Raw genomic sequence first — 20497 nt, 5'->3', positions numbered from 1 at the left:
CGGCTGGAGCGGACGGCTCCTGGCAGCGTCGCCCGTGCCTGGTTCACGTAGGGCGTAGGAGATGTTGCGGCCGGTGATCAGTGAGGGGAATCTGAGCGGGAAGCACCGGATCCCAGCGAGCGCGGACGGAACCGCGCAGGTCGTGGTGCGCGAGGAGAGCGTGCGATGCGGATGATGATGAAAGCCCGCATGGACACCCAGATGTCGAATCAGGTGACGAAGGGTGGAGCCATGCCCGCGTCGGTGAAGTCAGCCATCGAGCGGCTGAAGCCGGAAGCCGCCTACTTCACCCCTGAGGGCGGGCGCTCCATGATTCTCGTATTCGACATGCAGGACAGCTCGCAGCTCCCTTCCATCGCCGATCCGTTCTTCCAGGAGATGGGCGCCGACGTCACATTCGAGCCGGTCATGAATCTCGAGGATTTGCAGAGGGGCCTTGCTGCCCTGAAGTAGCGGTGCCGACCTCGGCGACCGCACGCTGATCAGCCTGAGAGACCCCAGCTATCGCCCCGCCGTAGTTCGCATCGAGGAGCAGGCTGACTTCTCCCTGAAAAGGCCCCCAGTCGATCACCGCTGGGGGCCATTGACGTCTATTTCCGAAGTCAACGAGGGCGGTCACTCACGGCTGAGCTTCGCGCATCCAGCGACACGGCAGGCCGATCGCGGAACTTAGACGGGGCCGGGAAGCGTTGGAAGGAGAACGCGCGAAATCGCGGGACGACCGGAACGACATGGGCAGAAGCCGAGGTGGCACGAGTGGCGATGTGGGATCGGATCAAGGACCAGGCCAAGAATCTGCAGCAGCAGTCGCAGGGGACGCGGGGCTCCGGCGGACACGGGCGGCCGGGTGCGGGGTCGTCCGGCGGATCGCGGGCTCAGCTGGTGAACACGCTCAAGTCCCAGCTCACCTCCCTCAAGGCCGAGCTGAAGAGTGGCGCCTACCGGGATGCCAGCATGGCGATGTGCGCCTTGGTCGCGGCCGCCGACGGGCATGTCGATCCGGCCGAGCGGCAGCATGTGGAGTCGTTGATCCTGAACAACGACGTCCTGCAGAACTTCCCGTCCGACCAGCTGCGGCAGCGGTTCAACAAGCACGTCGACCAGCTGGCGTTCAACTTCCAGCAGGGCAAGGCGGAGGTCATGCAGGAGATCGCCAAGGCGGCGAAGAAGCCGACGGAGGCCAGGGCGGTCGTGCAGACCGGATTCGTCGTCGCCGGTGCGGACGGATTCGTCGCGCCGGCCGAGGAGCAGGTCCTGCGTGAGGCGTGCTCGGTGCTCGGCCTGTCCCCGCAGGAGTTCGGCATCTGACCGCCTGCCCCCACCGCCTGTCGCCGTCGGTGACCCTTCGACCGCGCCCACCAGTGACAAGGCCCCCAGCCCGATCATGGCTGGGGGTCTTTCGCTGTGCCCCGTCGACCCTCGCGCGAGTTGCCTGATGAGGAAGACAGGCACAGACGGTCTGCCGGTTCGAGGCGAACAGGCGAACCGTGTCCGCGCTGGGCAGCACCGAATGAACCGGGGGTCGAGCAGCCGTTGGGGCCATCACTTACGCGGAATCAGCGTCACTTCGACTTCTCCCGCCTTGGCCGTCCAGCGCTCTCCCCGTTCTACGGCCGCGCGACCATCGCTGAGCATCCGATCGCGGATGACTCGCGCCGATCCAAGCAGGGCCGCAGCGTCCCTAGGGAGCATGGCTCGTTCCTGAATCCGCTGCACCGACTGCTCAAGAGCCTCTACGGCGCCCTCGATGTCGCCCACATCCTCACCCGCCGCGGCGATCGGCGAGACTTCCCAGGACATCCATAGAGCCATGGTCGAAGCATAGGAGCAGGCCAGGGAGTCCGTCGTCGTCACCAGGCCGAACGAGGGCGGCCGGGAGACTGCGGGGAACAGCGGTCGCCGGCGGACAACGCCCATGAGAACGGCCCTGACCGAGTCGCCCGGTCAGGGGCCGATCACCTGCGGTGGGTGTTCGCGTCCGTCAGCGCCGGGTGAGGGTGGAGGGCGCGCCGGCGGACTGGGCACCTTCGTGGCCCAGGTCCAGGGTGTCGCGGCCGGTCATCGTGACGACGTAGATATTGCCCTTGGGACAGGAGACGGCGGCCGATTGGTCGGTGGGGTGGCTGGTGACCGCCTCGAAGACCATCGATGTCCGGCGCACCTCCCGCAGTTGCAGTGCCTCGGTGCAGCCCAGCTCACGGCCGGTGCCGACCTCGGTCAGCTTGCTGACCTGCTTGCCCGCCAGTTCACCCCGCAGTGCCGGGTGGAGGGTCAAGGTGACGGCGAACCGGCCGGTCCGGGCCTGGGTGATGCCGTCGGCGGTTGGGGTGCCCGGGCCGGTGCCGACCCATGTACCGGTCCAGGACGCGGGAAGGGAAGCGACGGTGGGCGACGGCGAAGGCGTCGCGCCGGATGCGTCATCGCCGGAGAAATGCTGCACGAGGAGCGTGCCCGCCGTGGCGATCAGGGCCGCGGCAACGGTCCCTGCGACAGCCCAGGCGGTACGGCGGGACAGGCGCGGCCGCACGGAAGTGGCAGTCGGCGGGGCGGTGGTGCCTGCGCCGTCCGAAGCCGGGGCATCCGCAGCCTCACGTGACACGGGCGCCACCGGCGGCGGTTGCGCTCCTGCGGAGACCAACACGTGCGCCTCCTCCTCCCGTACCGCGAGGTCCCTCTCCAGCGCGTCGGGCAGCAGCTGCGGCCAGGTACCGGTCCGGCCGCCCAGGCGTTCCAGCATCGCGCCGATGGCGCCGGCCGTAGGGCGCTGCTGCGGGTTCTTGGCCAGGCAGGACCGCAGCAGCGAGACCAGGGCCGCCGGAACCCCGTCGAGGTTCGGCTCCTCGTGCACGATGCGGTAGAGCAACACCGCCGCCGAGACCTCCTCGTCCCGGTGCGAAAACGGGCCCAGTCCGGTCGCCGCGTACACCAGCACCGCAGCCAGGGAAAAGACATCACCCGGCGCACCCGATCCCCCGGCGCTCGCCTGCTCCGGCGCCAGATAACCGGGAGAACCGATCACGCCGCCGGTCATGGTGTGGCGCGAGTCCTCCATCGCACGCGCGATCCCGAAGTCGATGAGCAAAGGGCTACGACGGCCCAACAGCACATTGGACGGCTTGACATCCCGGTGGGCCAGCCCCGCCGCGTGCACCGCTCCCAGCGCCCCGCACAGCTCGGCCGCCAGAGCCAGTACGGACCGCTCGGGCAGCCGGCCGTACCGCTGCACCCACTCCGCCAACGAAGGCGCGGCCACGTACTCCGTGGCGAGCCACTGCGGGCGCTGTCCCACAGGGCTGTAGTCCACCACCGCCGTGGTCCACGGGGAGCGCACCCGGTCGCTGTTACGGATTTCCCGCGCGAACCGCTCCTCGAACCCCGGATCCCGCCCGAACTCGGCACGCACCGTCTTCAACGCCAGCGGCCGCCCCGACACAGTCCGGGACAGATACACCTGCCCCATGCCGCCCTCACCGAGCCGCGCAAGCAGTGGATAACCACCAATGGCCCCCGGATCCGACCCATCCAGCAACTCCACGCCCCCGCCGCCCCCTCACACCCGCACACTGCCAACCAGGTTCAGCCCCCGGACCGGCCCAACCAGGCGCCGTATCCATAACGTCCGCACCAAGCATCACCTGCCGCACCCACAACAGACCACCCGGGCCTCAATTTCCTGTCAGCAGCGACGGGTCTGGTACGGCACGGGGGCGGGGTGCGGTTCGGGCGGTGTCGGGCACCGGCTCACGGCGACGAGGAAGGTCAGCGCGATTCCGCCCGCCACGACGAAGAGCGCCGATCTGATCCCGTCGGCGGTGGCGACGCGAAGCTGTTCACCGGAGAGGCCGTCGAGGCCGGCCGTCGCCACCAGGACGAGGATGGCGAGGCCGACAGCCGCTCCCGCGCCCGAGCCGGTGGAGGCAATGCCGGAGGCGATGCCTTGTTGTCGGTCGGGGACTCCCGTGGCGGCGGCGATGAACATCGTCGTGAAGACCACCCCGTCGCCGATGCTGAGCGCCACCAGGCCGGGGACGAGTTCGGCGTAGGAGCCGTTCGGCGAGATCGCGAGGCCGAGTGCGAGCGCACCGAGCGCACCGACGGCGAGGGCGGCGGCCAGAGTGCGCCGGAGACCGAACCGCGTCACGAACTGGCCTGCGGTTGTCGAACCGGCCACCACCACTGCCGTGGGGATGAGGAAGCCGGCGCCGGTCTGCAGTGCGTCGTAGCCCAGAATCTCCTGGAAGTAGAGGGACAGGAAGTAGAGCACGGAGCCGAAGGTCGCCATGAACATGAACGCGATCACGGCGCCGGTGATCAGGTTGGGGTTGGAGAGCAGCCCGGGTGGCATGAGCGGGTCGTCGCTGTGCCGCTCGATGATGACGAAAGCCACGATCAGCAGCGGGCCCGCCACTGCGCTGATCAGGATGCCCGGTGACAGCCATCCCAGTCCGGGGCCTTGGACGAGGGCGAACACGATGAGTGTGACGCCGAGAGTGACGCTGAGCGCACCGGGGAGGTCGAACGTGCGGCCCTTTTCGCGTTCACCGTCCCGGGGGATCAGTACGAAGACAAGCAGCAGCGCGGGGCCGGCCAGGGCGACGTTGACGAGGAAGACCGCTTCCCAGCCGAACGCCTGCGTCAGAAGACCGCCGAGCAGCACACCGATGACGAGTCCTGCCGCGCCTGACCCTCCCCAGATTCCCAATGCGCGGTTGCGGGGGCGGCCTTCGGCGAAGGTGGTGTTGATGAGTGCCAGGGTGGTGGGGAAGACGAGGGCTCCGCCGAGACCTTGGAACGCGCGGGCGGCGAGGAGCACACCGGGGCTGGTCGCGAGTCCTCCCGCGAGTGCTGACCCGGCGTAGAGCGCGAGGCCGGTCGCCAGGATGCGGCGTCGTCCGAGCAGGTCGGCGGCACGCCCGCCGAACAGCAGGAAGCCGGCCGAGGCCACTGCGTAGGCGCTGATGACCGACTGGAGCGTCTGCGCGGAGTAGCCGAGGTCGCGTGCGATGTCGGGGAGTGCGACGACCACGATGTACTGGTCGAGCGAAACGATCAGCATGGCGAAGGACAGCAGCGCCAGCATCGCTGTCTCACGGTTCCAGCCGAGGCTTCCGGGCGCTGGTGATGTCTCTCTGGGGCCCACGGCAGCACTCCTGATCGGTTGCCAAGACCCTATACAGCTCGCCTTGTCCAACTCCGTCAACGACCCACGCCCGTCGGACGGCGCATTGGCGACGGACCACATGCGTTGCCCCGCGCGGTTCGACGGGCCGCCACCGCCCGGTGGACGCCGCAGGACGCCGCCCGGTGGACGCCGCCACCCGTTCGGATGTGCGCCTGTTGCCCGGCACTCAGGGAGGCAGGGCCATGGCCCGGGAGCTCGCCGACGCCCGCCTGCTCACCCTCGACGGGTATGGCCACACGGCGCTGGACAATCCGAGCTGGGTGGTGGGGAGCGCGCGATGAGTTCCGGTCGTCGGGGCGGTCCCCCCTGTGTACGTACTCGAAGAAGCCCGCCTACGGGCGGCATCCTGGAGGGCGGAGCCGTGGTTGACGATGCGACGCAGATCCGGACGTTGATCGAGCGCTGGGCGCAGGCCGTGCACGCCGGTGATCTGGACGGTGTTCTCGCTGAGCATGCCGAGGACATCGTGATGTTCGACGTGCCGCCGCCGAATGACGGCGTGCGGGGCATCAGCGCCTACCGGGAGACGTGGCCGCCCTTCTTCACCTGGCAGCGGAAGGGCGCCTCCTTCGAGATCGTCTCGCTCGAGGTCACGGCGGGCGACGACGTCGCGTTCGCGCACGCGTTGCTGCGCTGCGGCATGCCCCAGGAGCTGGAGGAGGACCCCGAGAACCGCCTGCGCCTGACGGTCGGGCTGCGTAAGGAACGCGGACGCTGGGTCGTGGCGCACGAACACCATTCGTTCCCGTCCAAAGACTGACGGAAGCGGATCTCGTGCGCTTGGCACGCCAAGAGCCTGTTGACGTTGGGCAGTTGACGCTCTCCACGGCCGCCAGTGACCGCGGGGGAGTTTCGTAGGGTGTCCGACGTGAGACGACACATAGACTTCGAGCGCCTGCACAACTTCCGCGACCTGGGCGGCTATCGCACCCACGACGGCCACACCGTGCGATGGGGCCGCCTGTACCGGTCCGACTCGCTCTCCAAGCTCCGCGGAGCCGACTGGGACCGCTTCCTTTCCCTGGGAGTACGCACGGTGATCGATCTGCGCTACCCGTGGGAGATCGAGGCCAAGGGCCGGGTACCCGAAGCCGACGGGCTGACCTATGTCAACCTCAGCGTGGAGCATCGCCCCTACGACCAGGCGGAGATCGACCCCGGCCTCGACCCCTGGCGCTTCCTCGCCGACCGGTACGCGGAGGTCGCCCTGGACGGTGCCGAGGAACTTCGGCAGGCGCTCGAACTTATCGCCGCCGAGAGCGCCCCGCAGGTCTTCCACTGCGCCTCGGGCAAGGACCGCACCGGGCTGCTGGCCGGCCTGGTGCTCTCGCTCCTGGGCGTGGACGAGGACGACATCGCCGTGGACTTCGCACTCACCGAGCTGGCCACGGACCGCCTCATCTCGGACTGGGAAGCGGCCAACCCGACCCGGACACTGACGTGGCCTGGCTACGGGCGGGCACCGGAAGAGATCATGCGGCTGTTCCTGTCCGACCTTGCCGCCACGTACGGCTCGGTGCACGAGTACGCGGTCAAGCAGCTCGGCGTCGACGAGGCCCTGATCTCCCGACTGCGCGCGCGGCTGCTGGACGGAGCTCAGGAGGCGGAGAAGGTCGCGCACCCCTGCTGAGCGCGGTCGCGGACTCTCGCCGCTTCCCTTCCTCTAGGGCGTGTTTTAGACGTCGCGCCTGCCCCGCGACGCCTGGCACGCGCACTCGCGGTGTTGTCGGAGTCGCCCAAGTACGTCCAGTACGAGGGCGATCTCCCCCAGACTTCGTCCGGGGGTACCCCCACCGCCTTGCGATTGCACGCACCAGACGCCGCGGGGCCCGCCCTTCGGGCGGACGGCGCTACTTCCAAAACACGCCCTAGCATTGTCCCTTCTGCCGTCGCCGAGAGCTGGAGTGATCTGGACGTGACCCGACCGCGCGTGGGTGTGGCCGTACTCACCATGGGAACCCGGCCCGCCGAACTGCGGGCTCTCCTCGATTCGGTGGTCAAGCAGGGCGAGCCCGCTGCCCGTGTCGTCGTGGTCGGCAACGGCTCGTCCCTGCCGGAACTGCCCGACGGGGTGGACGGAGTGGAGCTGCCGGAGAACCTCGGGGTCTCCGGTGGCCGGAATGTCGCGATCGACAAGCTCCGCGAAGCCGGGGATGTCGACGTCCTGGTGGACCTGGATGACGACGGGCTTCTGATCGACAACGACGTGTTCACACGGATCGCCGATCTGTACGCCGCCGACCCCGGGCTCGGCATCGTCAGTTTCCGAATCGCCGACGAGACCGGCTTCACCCAGCGGCGGCACGTGCCCCGGCTACGAGCCGGCGACCCGATGCAGCGTGGCCTGGTGACCACGTTCCTCGGTGGCGGCCATGGGCTGTCGATGCGGATGCTCGACGAAATCGGCGGCTGGCCCGACCAGTTCTTCTTCACGCACGAGGAGACCGACCTCGCCTGGCGGGCGCTGGATGCGGGCTGGAAGATCCTCTACGAGCCGGATCTGGTGCTCCAGCACCCACGCACATCGCCGGCCCGCCATGCGAACTTCTATCGCATGACCGCCCGTAACCGCGTCTGGATGGCCCGCCGCCATCTGCCCGCCCCGCTCGTGCCGGTCTATCTCGGCACATGGATCGCGCTCACACTGGCCCGAACCCGCTCCTTGTCCGGTCTGCGGGCTTGGTTCGGCGGCTTCGCGGAGGGCGTGCGGAAGCCGTGCGGCCCGCGCCGCCCCATGCGCTGGCGCACTGTCCTGCGCATGACTCGCCTGGGCCGCCCGCCGATCGTCTAGACGACGCGAGGCCGAACTCGGGAGGTCGTGGCTCGACGCGCTGGAGGATCTCTTCGACAGGCTCGCATCAGATACGGCGGATCCGCAGCCGGTCTCCATCGTCCCAGCCGTCGTCCCGAGACGCCCCCAGCGCCCCGCCCACGTCGCCGGCCCGCACTCAGGCCATCGTCCGCAGGTGCTCGTCGAGGCGTTCGTACGTCTCGACCACTCCCGCCTCCATGCCCATGGCAATGGCTCCGGCGAGGACCTCCGCCGAGGGCCAGACCGAGGTGCTGGTCAGGGTCGTCCGGCCGTCCTTCTCCTCGAAGGTGAGGGTGGTCAGGACCGCGGGGCCCGGCATCTGTTCGAAGATTTCCGTGTAGACGATGCGCTCCGGCGGCACGATCTCCTTGTACTCGCCCGAGAACACGACGGCGTTCCCGTCGGGTCCCGTCTGGCCCCAGCGCCACGCGCCGCCCGGGCGGAAGTCGATCTCGCAGACGGACGTCGTCAGCGAGCGCAGGCCGTACCACTGGCGGACGTGTTCGGGCTTGGTCCAGGCCTCGAAGACGAGGCTGCGCGGGGCGTCGAAGACGCGCGTGATGACGAGCTCTCGGTCGGACGGGGTCGTCAGCGTCGTCGGGTGCTCACTGGCTTTCGATGTCATTGTTCCGCTGCCTTTCCTGAAGATCGATCAGGTACTCGTCGAGCCGGCCGAAACTCTCCTCCCAGAAGCTGCGGTAGCGCTCCAGCCACGCGGTGACGTCTTTGAGCGGGCCGGCCCGCAGATGGCAGGGCCGGTACTGGGCGTCACGGCCCCTCGTGATCAGGCCGGCGCGTTCGAGCACCTTCAGGTGCTTGGAGATGGCCTGCAGGCTGATGTCGAACGGCTCGGCCAGCTCGTTGACCGTCGCCGCGCCGTCGGCGAGGCGCGCCAGGATGGCCCGGCGGGTCGGGTCGGCGAGGGCGCCGAAGGTGGTGCTGAGCGGGTCGTCTGGCATCTGTAATCAACCATCTAGTTGTTTAACCGATAGGTTGAGCATGCGCCTCGTGCCACCCACTGTCAAGCCCCGTCGCGGGTCATCGGCAACCGCCATGGGCGTCGGGCTGCGTACGTCGCCGTGAACTGCCGGACGTGGCAGGCGGCGTGGCGTATGTTGCGGGCGACGCGCGGAACGTACAGCGGATCACTGGGGAGGACGCATGACCGCCGAAGCCGGCGTGCAGGGGACCGTGGCCGAGGGCTTCGAGGCCGTACGGGAGGAATTCGCCGCCGTATTCGACGAGGGGATCACCACGTCCGGGGTGCAGCTCGCGGCCTGTGTCGACGGGCGGCAGGTCGTCGACCTGTGGGCCGGGGACGGCATGGAATGCGACTCGCTCACCGCCGTCTACTCCGTCACCAAGGGCGCGGCGCATCTGATCGTGGCGCTGCTGGTCCAGGAGGGGACGCTGGAGCTGGAGCGCGAAGTCGCCCACTACTGGCCCGAGTTCGCGGCCGAGGGCAAGGGCGCACTCACCGTGCGGCAGCTGCTCACACACCAGTCCGGGGTGATCGGTGCGGACGGCGGCCTCAGCAAGGCGGAGCTCGCGGACGACCGGCTGATCGCCGAACGGCTGGCGGGTCAGCGCCCGTTCTGGGAGCCCGGCACGGCGTACGGCTATCACGCCCTGGTGATCGCCGCCCTCACCGGCGAGGTGGTGCGCCGGGTCACCGGGCAGTCGATCCAGGAGCTCTTCGAGGAGCGGATCAGGGTTCCGTACGGTCTCGACTTCTACCTCGGCCTGCCCGAACCGCTCGAGGCGCGCTGGCTCGACGTCCAGCCGATGGAGCCCACCCGCGAGCAGCTCGCCGACCTCGTGGCCAACGCGCCGGCGCGCGACAGCCTGATGGGCATCGCCTTCAACGCCCATGCCAAGCCGCCGACGGACCTGGTGCGCTTCGCCAACAGGCGTGACGCACGCGCAATGGGCCAGGCCTCGGGGGGCGGGGTCGGCAACGCGCGCGGTGTCGCGGGGATGTACGCGGCCGCCATCAGCGAGACCGGCGGCCGGGCACCCCTGCTGAAGCCGGACACGATCGCGGAGTTCGGCCGCCTCCACACCGTGGGCACGGACGTGGTCACCGGCGACGTGGACCACTTCGGCCTCGGCTTCGAGGCGATGGGCGTGCGGTATCAGTTCCTCGGCCCGGAGGCCTTCGGCCACAGCGGCGCGGCGGGCGGGATGGGCTTCGCCGACCCGGCATCCGGCGTCGCGTACGGCTATGTGCGCCGGCGCTTCGCCTACCCGCCCGGTGGTGGAGCCGCGGAGAACGACCGTCTGGCGCAGGCGGTGGTGCGGGCGGCGGCAGCGGTCTGACCAGCACAGAGACGCTTTCGCGGACGACTGTCACACCCGCGAGGCACACTGAAGACATGTGCCGCAGCATCAAGACTCTCCGCCCGCCCGTCCTCCCCGAAGAGGCCACGGAGGAGGACATCCGTGCCGCCTCCTTGCAGTACGTACGCAAGGTGTCCGGCTTCCATGTCCCCGCCGCGCACAATCGCGAGGTCTTCGAGCAGGCCGTCGACGAGATAGCCGAGGCGACCCGCAAGCTGCTCGAAGGGCTCGAGGTGCGCGGTTCCGGTGGCAGCCGGACAGGGACTAAGCGGCAGGCTCCGGAGCCGGTTCCCGCTTCGGGCGCCGCATGACGTAGGACGCCAGCGCGCCCGCCGCGAAGAGCGCCAGTACGGACACGGCCGCGCCGACCCAGGTCGCGCCCAGCCAGTGGCCGCCGAAGTAGCCGAGGCCGACGCTGTAGCCCGCCCAGGCCACGCCCGCGAGGGCGGACCAGGGCAGGAAATCCCTGGCCTTGCGGTGGGCCGCGCCCGCTCCCAGCGAGACGACCGAGCGTCCGGCCGGGGCGAAGCGTGCGATGACGACAAGGGCGCCGCCGCCGCGGCTGAGAGCCCAGCCAAGACGTTCCTGCGCGCTGGTCAGCTTGCGGGAGCGGGCGATGGCACGGTCCAGCCGGTCGCCGCCGCGCCAGGCGAGGCGGTATGCGACGAGGTCGCCGAGTACGGAAGCGGTGGCCGCGCACAGGACGAGGGCAAGGAGCGAGGGCACTTCGTGCGGGACCTGCCCGGCCGCGCTCTGGACGGAGCCGCCTGCTGCGGTGGTCGTACCCGCGGCGGCCGCGGTCGCGGCCGTGATCACCAGGACTCCGCTGGGGAGCACGGGCAGGAAGACGTCGAGAAGTACGGACAGCGCCACTACGGCGTAGATCCATGGGCTGCCGGTCAGCGACCCCACACTCTCGAGCACCCGAACTCCCCGGTTTCGTGAAAAGGGCCGCGACGTCGCAGGGGAGCGGCAGGGGCGGCAAGTACAGCTGTACAGCGTACGCCTGGGGTTCGGCTCGAGGATCGCCAGGGTGGGGGATGTAGTGATCGTCACGTGTCGGGCAAAACGGAACACACGGATCCACCTCAAGGGGACCCGGGCGCTCCGGAATTCGGCGTGGCTGGACCTGGATCTGGACCTGGGCCCAGCCCTGGACCTAGGCCGTGTTTTAGAACTAGCGCCGTCCGCCCGTAGGGCGGGGCTCGCGGCGTCTGGTGCGTGCAATCGCAAGGCGGAGGATCATCCTCGTACTGGACGTACTTGGATGACTCCGACAACGCAGCGAGTGTGCGTGCCAGGCGTCGCGAGCCAGGCGGGAGTTCTAAAACACGGCCTAGACCGCGACCGGCGTGGACTGTTCCTTGCGCTCCTCGTCCGCCGCCCGGCTCCCGCCGCGCGCGAACAGCCGGTCCAGCGCCAGCGCGCCGGGGCCGGTGAAGACCAGCAGCAGGAAGGCCCAGCAGAACATCGCGGCTCCCTCGCCGCTGTTCTGAATCGGGAACAGGCCCTTGGGCTGGTGGACGTTGAAGTACGCGTACGCCATCGAGCCCGAGGCGATGAACGCGGCGCTGCGGGTGCCGAGGCCGAGCAGCACCAGCGCGCCGCCGACCAGTTCGATCACCGCGGCGTACCACTCGGGCCAGGTGCCGGCCGGGACGGTGGTGCCGCCGAGCAGGCCGAAGAGTGAGCGGGCGCCGTGGCAGGTGAAGAGCAGGCCTACGACGATGCGGAACAGGCTCAGCACATACGGCTGGGCGTTGTTGAGCCGGGTGGACAGCGAGGGGTGCGCCATGGGGGGCTCCTTCGGTCTGGGGACGTGAACCGACGAGGGGGCCCCAGGTTAGGCAGACCTAATCAATGCTTGCAAGTTCAACTTTCGACCGGAGGTCGATTTCTGCCAGTGATTCCGTTTCGCTGCCCGTCCCGCTGTCTGTTGCGCACTCCCGCCGCCCTCGGAGCGTGCGCAGCGCGGCGCGTGCCACCGCGTCCGCGTCCGAGAGCGTCACCGAGTCGACGCCAGGCCTGGCCCCGGCCGCGGTCACCCAGTGCACGCCCTCGGTGGGCACGCCGATCGCGAAACGCCGGGGGTGCGGGCGGCCCTGACGGTTGATCAGACGGTACGGGCGCTGCGTTACGTCCAGCCCTCCGGTTTCGTAACCGTCGATCGCGTGCGGGCGGCACTGGCCCGTCTTCATCAGCCGGCCCAGCAACTCGTCGCAGGTCCGTCGCAGATCCGGCTCCGGCAGCCGCGCCTCGATGAGCGTCGTCGCCGTGACGAGCGATCCGGGCACGTCGGGCGACTCGGCGGTGAAGACCCCCTCCGCCGTTGCGAAACACGTGCGCGGGCCGACCACATCCAGCACGCCCGCCTCGATCAGCGCCGTCATCTCCTCGATCCGGCGGCGCGGCGGGCCGATGGAGAGGAAGGCGTTCAGCGGGGTGTACCAGCGGTCCAGGTGGTCGCGCCGGGACGTGCCGGAGAGCCCTGCGTGGTCCACGATCAGCCGCAGTTCGTTGCGGAGATCGCGCAGCACGTCGAGCGCGGCCTTCAGCGGGCCCGCGACATTGCCGAGCGCGGCCTGGGCGGCGTCCCGGCGCAGATGCGCTAGAAGCCAGCCGCGGTGCTCGGCGGGGGAGTTGAAGCTCTGGCCGTCGTACGGGCGGGAAACACGGTCCCAGGACCAGCGGTCCGCGCGCGCGATCGAGAACTCGTCCAGTACGGCGGTCTCCTCGGGGCTGCCGTGCGGGGCGTCGAGATAGCGGGAGCGGAAGCCGCGGGGCACGAGGCCGTCGGGACCCGCGAGCAGTGCCTCGTAGTGGACCGTCTCCACCTCCTTGGCGACCAGCGGCCAGACCTCGGTCAGGAACTCCGGTGGATCGCCCTCGTCCGCGCGCTTGCGGAAGACCGCGATCACGTCCGGGGTGAGAAGGAGGGGTTCGTGCCGGCCCGATGCGCCCTTGGCGTTGTCGCCGCGTGCCTGGTACGGAACGCCGCGCCGCGATCCCGCGTGCATGCGCGGCTCGCGGCCGGAGGGGCGGTAGACGAGCGCGCCCCTGCTGTCGCGTACGAAGGTCCCGCCGCGGCCGGTCGTCAACAGGGCCATGTGGTCGAAGAAGTTGAGGCCGAGGCCCCGCAGCAGGACCGATTCGCCGGGAGCTACGGCGGAGAGGTCGAGGTCGGCGGGGTTGGCGGGCTCGTAGTAGCGCAGACGGCGGTGGCGGGAGGCGTACTCGGCGAGATGTGCCTGGGCCTGTCGGGAGACCACGGGCAGATGCCCCTGGGCGAGGATCACCGCGGACAGGCCGGTGAGCGTGGTGTCGTCGTCGAGTGTGAGGGTCTGCCGCCGCGCGGCCGGACGCCGAACCCCGCCCCCGTCATCGGCGCGAGCAGCCTCGTGCACGGCGTCGGCCCCGGCCGCGTGCACGCCGTCGACACCGGCCGCGTCGCGGGCCCCATCGTCCCGGTCGTCCTCAAGCCGTATCGCCCGCGCCCGGTGGACCCGGACCGTCACCGTCTCCGGGGCGGCGTCCGCCGTCCTGCGGAACGCCCACTCCAGATAGCGCCCGTAACAGGCCCGCGTCGGATAGTCGTCCGGGCCCAACTGCTCGTCCGTGTGCGCCGAAGCCCACTCGTACAGGCTCGGACCGGGGCGTATCGGACCTTCGCAGTCAACGCTGTCATCCGTGAACAGAGTGACCTGCGAGGCCACGGTGTTCATCAGCAGCTCCACCGGCTGGTCGGTGCGCCACACCCGGCCCGGGCCGGGTGGTGCGGGGTCGACCAGGTGGACCGTCAGCGGCGTGTCCGGGGTCAGCTCGGGCACCGAGGCGCAGAGCCGCTCCAGGACGGAGGTGCCGCGCGGGCCGACCCCCACGACTGCGATGGCGCGGGCGCCGGAGGGGGGAACTACGGACCGTGCGTCGTCGCGTACGTCGGACAAAACGGGAACTCCCGGTGCATGTGGGGTGCTTGGAAGCGGAGTGTCCGGCTCATCATGCCGGGGCCGCGCCCGGAGTCGAACCCCTGGGACCGATGATCACCCTCCGCTGTGGGAAGGATCACGGTGCGCTGTCAGCTCCCGCTCATCCGCCGTGACCAGCCGCGCACCGCCGTCCGGACCCATGTCCTCGGCTCCCACCGCCCGCGCCTGATCGAGCCGAAGATCCGCCGAGCGCCCGCGCAGCGTCAGCGTCATCAGCTGATTGCCGAACCAGGGACCGCCCGTGCGCCCCCAGTGGACGGTCGGCCTGCCCGCTCTGCCGTGCCGGGCCAGGGCATGACCGAGCCGCCGTCCCGTCCGGCTCCAGCCGAAGCGGAAGCCGAGCTGCACGGAGCGGGGGATGGAGTTGTGCACGGGCGAACAGGTCAGTTGCAGCACCCGGGCACCGGGCGCCTCGCCGGGCCACTCGGGTTCGGCGACATACGCGTGGTGGACGTCGCCCGACAGCACACACACCGTCGCCGGTGCGTCCGGGCCGCTGCCCGCCTCCGCGATCAGCCGCGTCAGCTTCTCGAAGGAGTCGGGGAAGGCGGCCCAGTGCTCCAGGTCGGCCCGTCTGCGCAGATCCTCGCCGAAGCGCGCCCACCGTGCGCCCCGCTCGCCCCGGCACAGCGCGGCGTTCCAGCTCTCCGCGTCATGGATCAGGGGCGGCAGCAGCCAGGGCAGCGAGGTGCCGATCAGGAGATGGTCGTACGAGCCCCGCCCGGCCAGGGCCTGTTCGCGCAGCCAGTGGGCCTCGTCGGGGTCCAGCATCGAGCGCCGCTGCTCGTCCAGGACCCGGCCCGCGCGGGTGTCCACCATCAGCAGCCGGGTCCGGCCGAAGTCGCGGCGGTAGCTCCATCGCACACAGGCCGGGTCGGCGTCCGCCCGCCCCGCGAAGCTCCTCAGCAGGTCGGTCCCGTCGGGCGCCGCCCGTACCGCCGCGTACAGCTCGTCCGACTCCAGTTCGGCGGGGGAGAGATTGCCCAGGTGCTGGTAGACCCAGTACGACATCAGGCCGCTGACGATCCGCTCCTGCCACCACGGCGTCCGGCGCATCTCGGCAAGCCAGGACTCGCTGGTGTTCCAGTCGTCGATCACGTCGTGGTCGTCGAAGATCATGCAGCTGGGGACCGTGGAGAGCAGCCAGCGCACCTCGGGGTCGGACCAGGACTCGTCGTAGAGGTGCGTGTACTCCTCGTAGTCCGCGACCTCCGCGCCCGGGGGCTCGCGCAGATCCCGGCGGGCCGCGAGCCATGCCCGGGTCGCCTTCGACGTCGCGTCCGCGTACACCTGGTCGCCCAGCAGAAGCAGCACGTCGGGGCGCTCGGCCGCGGGTTCGGCGGCGAGCTTGACCGCGAGGGTGTCCAGCGCGTCCGGGCCGACCGGGTCGTGCTCCCCGGCGGGCGCGGCCGACCAGCGGCACGAGCCGAAGGAGACGGTGACGCCGTCACAGGGCACATCGGGTGTACGGATCGTGCTCGGCGGGAAGCCGGAGCCTTCGAGCGGCCAGACGCGGCGGCCGTCCAGCAGCACCTCGTACGCGGTCGTGGTGCCGGGTGTCAGTCCGGTGACCGGGACCAGGGCGTAGTGGTGCCCCGCGATCTGGAACGTGCGCGAGGAGCCCTGCGCGCCGTCCGCGCACCGGACCTCGGCCGTGCACGGCCGGTCGGCCTCGACCCAGACGGTCGCGCTCCCGCCGGTCTCCCAGTCGACAAACCGCAGTAGTGGTCCCAGGCGCAGGCCCGCCATGTGTGCCCTCCTCTGTCGCCCCGTACGGTACGGAACGACAGAGGTGGGCGGCCAGGTTCCGGCCGTGATCGTGGCCGAACCGTCAGGCGCAGGTCAGCAGCCGTTCAGGACGCCCTGCAGCGCGCTCTTCTCGGCCGAGTCCACGGACAGGTTGTAGTAGTACTTCACCTGCACCCACATCCGCGTGTACATGCAGCGGTACGAGGTGCGTGAGGGCAGCCACTCGGCCGGGTCGAGGTCGCCCTTCGCCTGGTTGACGTTGTCGGTGACCGCGATCAGCTGCGGACGGGTCAGGTCGTTGGCGAACTGCTGGCGCTTGGCGGTGGTCCAGCTGTTGGCACCGGACTTCCATGCCTCGGAGAGCGCCACGACGTGGTCGATGTCCAGGTCGGAGGCGAGGGTCCAGGTGGCGCCGTCGTACTCGGAGAACCAACTGCCGCTGACGGCAGCACAGCTGGAGTCCTGGACGACGTTCGTGCCGTCGCGCTTGAGGACGACCTCACGGGTGTTGCACGTGCCCGACTGGGTGATCCAGTGCGGGAACAGGTCGCGGCTGTAGCCGGTGGAGGAGCCTTCCGCCTTCACCGTCAGCTGGCTGAGGTAGGTACGGGCGGTGGAGGCGCTGACCGGGGTGGGCGGGGAGGCCTGAGCCGCGGGTGCGGTGGCCAGCAGGCCGGTCACGGCGAGTGCGGAGGTTGCGGCGAGTACGGCTATTCGGCGAGCATTACGCGCGTAGACACCAGGCATGCGAACTCCTTTGATGTGGGGGGAGCTTGGCCGTTCGGGCGTGGCCATGCTGGCGGCACCAGGTTTCCTTGGGGGGTGCGCCAGGTAACAGGGTGGCGACATGGGCACGTCATATCAAGGTTTCTGACGCCCCGGCATACGCCGTGTTACGTCGTAGGGTTGCCGGGTGCTGCTGACGGTCAATGTCACCTTCGGGGTCGTACTCGCCGTGCTGCTGGCCGCGGCGGCCACGGTGGCCGCCGGCGCCCACCTGGGCAGGGCACGCGAGATCGCCGTGGCGGGCGTGCGCGCGACGGTCCAACTCGCCGTCGTCTCCCTGGTGATCCGCTGGGTCGTCGACTCCCTGCCGCTGCTGCTCGCGTTTCTGCTCCTTATGTACGCGGTCGCCGTACGCACAGCGGGCCGGCGTATCACCAAGAACGGAACCTGGTGGTGGGCCTGGCTGCCGATCGCCGCGGGCGTCGCGCCCGTCGTCGGCGCCCTGCTCCTCACCGGTCTCGTTCCGCTCAAGGGCATCGCGCTGATCCCCGTCACCGGGATCCTCATCGGCGGCGCGCTCACCGCGACCGTCCTCGGCGGGCGGCGGGCCCTCGACGAGCTGGGGCTGCGACACGGAGAGGTCGAGGCGGGGATGGCGCTCGGGCTGCCGGATCGCGACGCCCGGCTGGAGGTGGCCCGCCCGGCCGCGTCCGACGCGCTGCTGCCCGGGCTCGATCAGACCAGGACCGTGGGACTCGTCACCCTGCCCGGCGCGTTCGTCGGCATGCTGCTCGGCGGGGCCTCCCCGCTGCTGGCCGGGGCGGTGCAGCTGTTTGTGCTGGTCGCGCTGATGGCGGTGCAGGCGGTGGCGGTCTCGCTGGTCCTCGAGCTGGTGGCGCGGGGGCGGCTGTACCGGGATCCGGCGTGAGGGGGCGTACGCGGGGTGTGCCCCGCGTGTGCCGGAGGCGCTTGGGTACCCTTGACGAGCAGAAGGGGAGTAGCTCTTCGCCGGAACGTCGACATACTGCCGGGCCTCGTGCCCGGCCGGCGCCCGGAGGCGGCCTCGGTGAGGTCCGCCAGCGAGGCCTTCGGCCGCAGTGCCCATGTACGTATTCATGGCGCTGCCGTGCCGAAGCGACCCCTGAAAAGCTCAGGACTCTCGGCAGGGCCGCGCCCGACCGATTGAGGAATCACCCGTGATCAGCTTCACCGTCATGGCGATCACCTTCGGCGTCGTCTTTCTCGCCGAACTGCCCGACAAGACCGCACTCGCCGGTCTGATGCTCGGCACCCGTTACCGCGCCTCGTACGTCTTCGCCGGTGTCGCCGCCGCCTTCGCCGTCCATGTCACGCTCGCCATCGCCGCGGGCAGCGTACTGACCCTGCTGCCGCACCGGCTGGTGCAGGCGGTGGTCGGGCTGCTCTTCCTCGCGGGAGCGCTGATGCTGCTCATGAAGAAGGACGAGGGCGACGGGGAACACGTCAAGGCCCCGGCGGACCAGTCCTTCTGGAAGGTCTCCGGGGCGGGCTTCATGCTCATTCTGGTGGCGGAGTTCGGCGATCTGACCCAGATCATGACCGCGAATCTCGCGGCGCGCTACGACAGCCCCGTCTCGGTCGGGATCGGTGCGGTGCTGGCGCTGTGGGCGGTCGCGGGCATCGGGATCGTGGGCGGGCGGACGCTGATGAGGTACGTGCCGCTGCGGCTGATCACGAGGGTGGCGGCGGGGCTGATGCTGGGGCTGGCGGGGCTCAGCCTGGTGGAGGCGGTCGCGGGCTGAGGGGGGTGGTTCGGGTGGGGGCGGGGGCGCCTGGCCTCAGACGTGGGCGGGGCCGAAGGTGAGGTGGATGAGGCCGTCGGGGCCCGCCGTCACCCGCAGGCCCGTCAGGTCCTCCACGTGGACGTCCGGGGAGAGCGACTTGGCGCGCGGGCCCACGCCCACCACCCGCATGCCCGCCGCGCGTGCCGCCTCGATGCCCGCCTCGGAGTCCTCGAAGGCCACGCAGTCCGCCGGAGCGAAGCCCAGTTCCGCCGCGCCCTTGAGGAAGCCCTCCGGGTCCGGCTTGCTGGCGCCGACGCGTTCGGCCGTGACGCGGGTCTGGGGCATCGGCAGGCCCGCCGCGGTCATCCGGGCCCGGGCGAGGGTCTCGTCCGCCGAGGTGACCAGGGCGTGGGGGAGCCCGGCGATCGCGGCCAGGAAGGCCGGGGCGCCCGCGACGGGGACCACGCCTTCGGTGTCCGCGGTCTCCTGGGCGAGCATCACGCGGTTCTCGGCGTAGTTCTGCTCCATCGGCCGGTCCGGCAGCAGCGCCGCCATGGTGGCGTACCCCTGGCGGCCGTGGACGACCTTCAGTGCCGCCTCCGGGTCCAGGCCGTGCTCGGTCGCCCACTGGCGCCAGCAGCGTTCCACCACCGCGTCCGAGTTGACGATGGTGCCGTCCATGTCGAGCAGGAGGGCGCGGGCGGTCAGGACGGACGGTGCGGTTGCCGGCATCGGCGTACTCCAGAGCGCGGGAGAAGAAAACGCGGGAGAAGAAAACAAGGCGGCTCCGCCCGCCGGTCAGGGAGTACGGGCGGAACCACTTTGTTCCACCACGATACAAAGCGCGGGCTCCCGCGTCCACCCGGGCTCCCGCGTCCACCCCGGCTAGTTCGTCTCCGCCTCCAGGGCCCGGCGCGTCTTGGGGCCGTAGACGCCCTTGGGGTCGCCCTTGACATGCCGGGTGTTCTGGAAGGCCCGCACCGCATCCGCCACGGACTGGTCGTACTCACCGTCCATCGGACCCACGTACAGCAGCACCTCGGCCAGCCGCTGCTGCAGATCCACGACCGCCGCCCCGCTGTCCCCGCTGCGCAGCGTGCCCGAGCCCTGCGTCTGGGACGCCTGGGACGCCGAGCCCGTGGTCTGCGCCGTGGACGACGCGGGATCCGCCGGTGAGGAGTCGCGGGAGGCCACCGAGGTCGCGGACGGATCCGCGGACGCCGTACCGGACGCCGTACCGGACGCCGAAGCCGACGCGTCGGCCGAAGCGGAACCGGTCGGCCCGGATGTGGGTGCATCCGGCAGCCGACTGACGGTCGGCGCGACCGTCCCCCTGTCCGGCAGAGCCTTCTCCTTGTCGTCGTCCCCGGAGAACAGGCCGCCGGCGAACGCCGCGGTCCCGGCCACCGTCACCGCCGCCGCGGCCACGACGAGCCCCTTGTACGAGCGCTTGCGCCGACGATGGCGCGCGGGGGTGACGTTGGCCGGCGTGAGGTCCACCGGGTCGAGCGTGTCCCGGCCGGGAGCGTCCGGCCCGTCGTGCGGCGCGGCATCCACCACGCGCGGCAGCGGCACAGTCCCCCCGTCCGGCGCCACCCCGCTTTCGGCCACGTTCTGCAACGTCACATAAGGCCGTACGCGCAGCGGATCGAAGTCCCCTGCCGTCGCGGCATCCGCATCCCGCTCTGCCCGCACCGCGTCCGCGGCCCGCTCCGCACAGGCGCAGCCGGGCCCGGCTCTGCCCCCGGCATCTCGCGGCGTACCGCATTCAGGACACTGGTGTCCGGTCATCGCTGGATCCCTCCCCTTGCACTGCGAGCGATTATGCAGCCGCCCCTCGTGACGCCCAACAGCGCCCGCCCTCCCGGCCGCACACTCGGCAGGCCATAACCGGCCACAACCACCAGGATGGGGAGGAGAGTGGTCAAGAGACCGGCGA

Annotated in this window: 22 protein-coding genes; 10 read left to right on the top strand and 12 right to left on the bottom strand. The window is 70.4% G+C overall.

All coding sequences use genetic code 11. The annotated features are described in order from the left end of the window. Positions 1 to 165 precede the first annotated feature (165 nt). Both OG741_RS12700 and OG741_RS12695 read left to right on the top strand, forming a co-directional pair. Positions 166 to 453 carry a DUF3303 family protein gene (locus OG741_RS12700; protein WP_266476800.1) on the top strand — a complete coding sequence of 96 codons (288 nt, stop codon included), beginning with the start codon at positions 166 to 168 and terminating at the stop codon, positions 451 to 453. 303 nt (positions 454 to 756) lie between these two features. Next, positions 757 to 1308 (top strand): tellurite resistance TerB family protein, encoded by a 552-nt coding sequence (locus OG741_RS12695; protein ID WP_266476802.1) that lies wholly within the window; start codon positions 757 to 759, stop codon positions 1306 to 1308. A gap of 234 nt (positions 1309 to 1542) precedes the next feature. Here OG741_RS12695 and OG741_RS12690 read toward each other — a convergent pair whose 3' ends face one another. From OG741_RS12690 to OG741_RS12680, 3 genes are all read right to left on the bottom strand, one after another. Next, on the bottom strand, positions 1543 to 1812 hold the full coding sequence (locus OG741_RS12690) for a hypothetical protein (protein ID WP_405597109.1): 270 nt from the start codon (positions 1810 to 1812) through the stop codon (positions 1543 to 1545). Between the two features lie 169 nt (positions 1813 to 1981). Beyond that, positions 1982 to 3535 (bottom strand): protein kinase domain-containing protein, encoded by a 1554-nt coding sequence (locus OG741_RS12685; RefSeq protein WP_405597106.1) that lies wholly within the window; start codon positions 3533 to 3535, stop codon positions 1982 to 1984. A gap of 141 nt (positions 3536 to 3676) precedes the next feature. Beyond that, positions 3677 to 5140 carry an MFS transporter gene (locus tag OG741_RS12680; RefSeq protein WP_405597104.1) on the bottom strand — a complete coding sequence of 488 codons (1464 nt, stop codon included), beginning with the start codon at positions 5138 to 5140 and terminating at the stop codon, positions 3677 to 3679. A 197-nt stretch (positions 5141 to 5337) separates the two neighbouring features. On the opposite strand from OG741_RS12680, the gene OG741_RS12675 reads away from it, so the two are divergent. From OG741_RS12675 to OG741_RS12660, 4 genes are all read left to right on the top strand, one after another. Beyond that, positions 5338 to 5463, top strand: a complete 126-nt coding sequence (locus tag OG741_RS12675) for a hypothetical protein (protein WP_405597102.1) — start codon at positions 5338 to 5340, stop codon at positions 5461 to 5463. Positions 5464 to 5543: 80 nt separating this feature from the next. Next, positions 5544 to 5942, top strand: coding sequence for a YybH family protein (locus tag OG741_RS12670; protein WP_405597099.1), 399 nt, complete (start codon positions 5544 to 5546; stop codon positions 5940 to 5942). Between the two features lie 108 nt (positions 5943 to 6050). Next, positions 6051 to 6812, top strand: a complete 762-nt coding sequence (locus OG741_RS12665; protein WP_405597096.1) for a tyrosine-protein phosphatase — start codon at positions 6051 to 6053, stop codon at positions 6810 to 6812. A 285-nt stretch (positions 6813 to 7097) separates the two neighbouring features. Further along, positions 7098 to 7973, top strand: coding sequence for a glycosyltransferase family 2 protein (locus tag OG741_RS12660; protein ID WP_405597094.1), 876 nt, complete (start codon positions 7098 to 7100; stop codon positions 7971 to 7973). A 157-nt stretch (positions 7974 to 8130) separates the two neighbouring features. On the opposite strand, the gene OG741_RS12655 is transcribed toward OG741_RS12660, so the two are convergent. Both OG741_RS12655 and OG741_RS12650 read right to left on the bottom strand, forming a co-directional pair. Further along, complete coding sequence (locus tag OG741_RS12655; RefSeq protein WP_405597093.1) at positions 8131 to 8619, bottom strand: SRPBCC family protein; 489 nt, start codon at positions 8617 to 8619, stop codon at positions 8131 to 8133. Next, complete coding sequence (locus OG741_RS12650; protein WP_405597091.1) at positions 8600 to 8953, bottom strand: ArsR/SmtB family transcription factor; 354 nt, start codon at positions 8951 to 8953, stop codon at positions 8600 to 8602. Before OG741_RS12650 ends, OG741_RS12655 begins: the two co-directional genes overlap by 20 nt. Before the next feature lie 202 nt (positions 8954 to 9155). Here OG741_RS12650 and OG741_RS12645 point away from each other — a divergent pair, with 202 nt between their 5' ends. Continuing rightward, positions 9156 to 10313 carry a serine hydrolase domain-containing protein gene (locus OG741_RS12645; RefSeq protein WP_405597089.1) on the top strand — a complete coding sequence of 386 codons (1158 nt, stop codon included), beginning with the start codon at positions 9156 to 9158 and terminating at the stop codon, positions 10311 to 10313. 56 nt (positions 10314 to 10369) lie between these two features. Then, complete coding sequence (locus tag OG741_RS12640; protein ID WP_266476831.1) at positions 10370 to 10645, top strand: DUF2277 domain-containing protein; 276 nt, start codon at positions 10370 to 10372, stop codon at positions 10643 to 10645. Here the strand turns inward: OG741_RS12640 and OG741_RS12635 are convergent. The 5 genes from OG741_RS12635 to OG741_RS12615 form a co-directional block, all read right to left on the bottom strand. After that, positions 10599 to 11258, bottom strand: coding sequence for a DedA family protein (locus tag OG741_RS12635; RefSeq protein WP_266476833.1), 660 nt, complete (start codon positions 11256 to 11258; stop codon positions 10599 to 10601). The genes OG741_RS12640 and OG741_RS12635 overlap by 47 nt on opposite strands. A gap of 412 nt (positions 11259 to 11670) precedes the next feature. Next, positions 11671 to 12129: a DoxX family protein gene (locus OG741_RS12630; protein WP_266476835.1), complete on the bottom strand. Its 459-nt coding sequence runs from the start codon at positions 12127 to 12129 to the stop codon at positions 11671 to 11673. Between the two features lie 58 nt (positions 12130 to 12187). After that, on the bottom strand, positions 12188 to 14278 hold the full coding sequence (locus tag OG741_RS12625; RefSeq protein ID WP_405597086.1) for an FAD/NAD(P)-binding protein: 2091 nt from the start codon (positions 14276 to 14278) through the stop codon (positions 12188 to 12190). Positions 14279 to 14374: 96 nt separating this feature from the next. Beyond that, the gene (locus OG741_RS12620) at positions 14375 to 16069 is read right to left on the bottom strand and encodes an alkaline phosphatase D family protein (protein ID WP_405597084.1); all 1695 of its coding nucleotides are present in this window, start codon (positions 16067 to 16069) and stop codon (positions 14375 to 14377) included. Between the two features lie 93 nt (positions 16070 to 16162). Then, positions 16163 to 16816, bottom strand: coding sequence for an HNH endonuclease family protein (locus OG741_RS12615; protein WP_405597082.1), 654 nt, complete (start codon positions 16814 to 16816; stop codon positions 16163 to 16165). Positions 16817 to 16982: 166 nt separating this feature from the next. On the opposite strand from OG741_RS12615, the gene OG741_RS12610 reads away from it, so the two are divergent. Both OG741_RS12610 and OG741_RS12605 read left to right on the top strand, forming a co-directional pair. Next, positions 16983 to 17723: an ABC transporter permease gene (locus OG741_RS12610; protein WP_405597080.1), complete on the top strand. Its 741-nt coding sequence runs from the start codon at positions 16983 to 16985 to the stop codon at positions 17721 to 17723. Between the two features lie 268 nt (positions 17724 to 17991). Next, on the top strand, positions 17992 to 18576 hold the full coding sequence (locus tag OG741_RS12605; protein WP_405597078.1) for a TMEM165/GDT1 family protein: 585 nt from the start codon (positions 17992 to 17994) through the stop codon (positions 18574 to 18576). A gap of 36 nt (positions 18577 to 18612) precedes the next feature. Here OG741_RS12605 and OG741_RS12600 read toward each other — a convergent pair whose 3' ends face one another. Further along, positions 18613 to 19290 carry an HAD-IA family hydrolase gene (locus OG741_RS12600; RefSeq protein ID WP_405597076.1) on the bottom strand — a complete coding sequence of 226 codons (678 nt, stop codon included), beginning with the start codon at positions 19288 to 19290 and terminating at the stop codon, positions 18613 to 18615. A 153-nt stretch (positions 19291 to 19443) separates the two neighbouring features. Then, positions 19444 to 20349, bottom strand: coding sequence for a peptidoglycan-binding protein (locus tag OG741_RS12595; protein ID WP_405597075.1), 906 nt, complete (start codon positions 20347 to 20349; stop codon positions 19444 to 19446). Positions 20350 to 20497: the final 148 nt, after the last annotated feature.

Origin of the sequence: Streptomyces sp. NBC_01410 (assembly GCF_045040195.1) — a bacterium.
In the GTDB taxonomy this organism is placed as follows: Bacteria; Actinomycetota; Actinomycetes; order Streptomycetales; family Streptomycetaceae; genus Streptomyces.
This window is presented reverse-complemented; position numbering and strand designations above follow the sequence as displayed.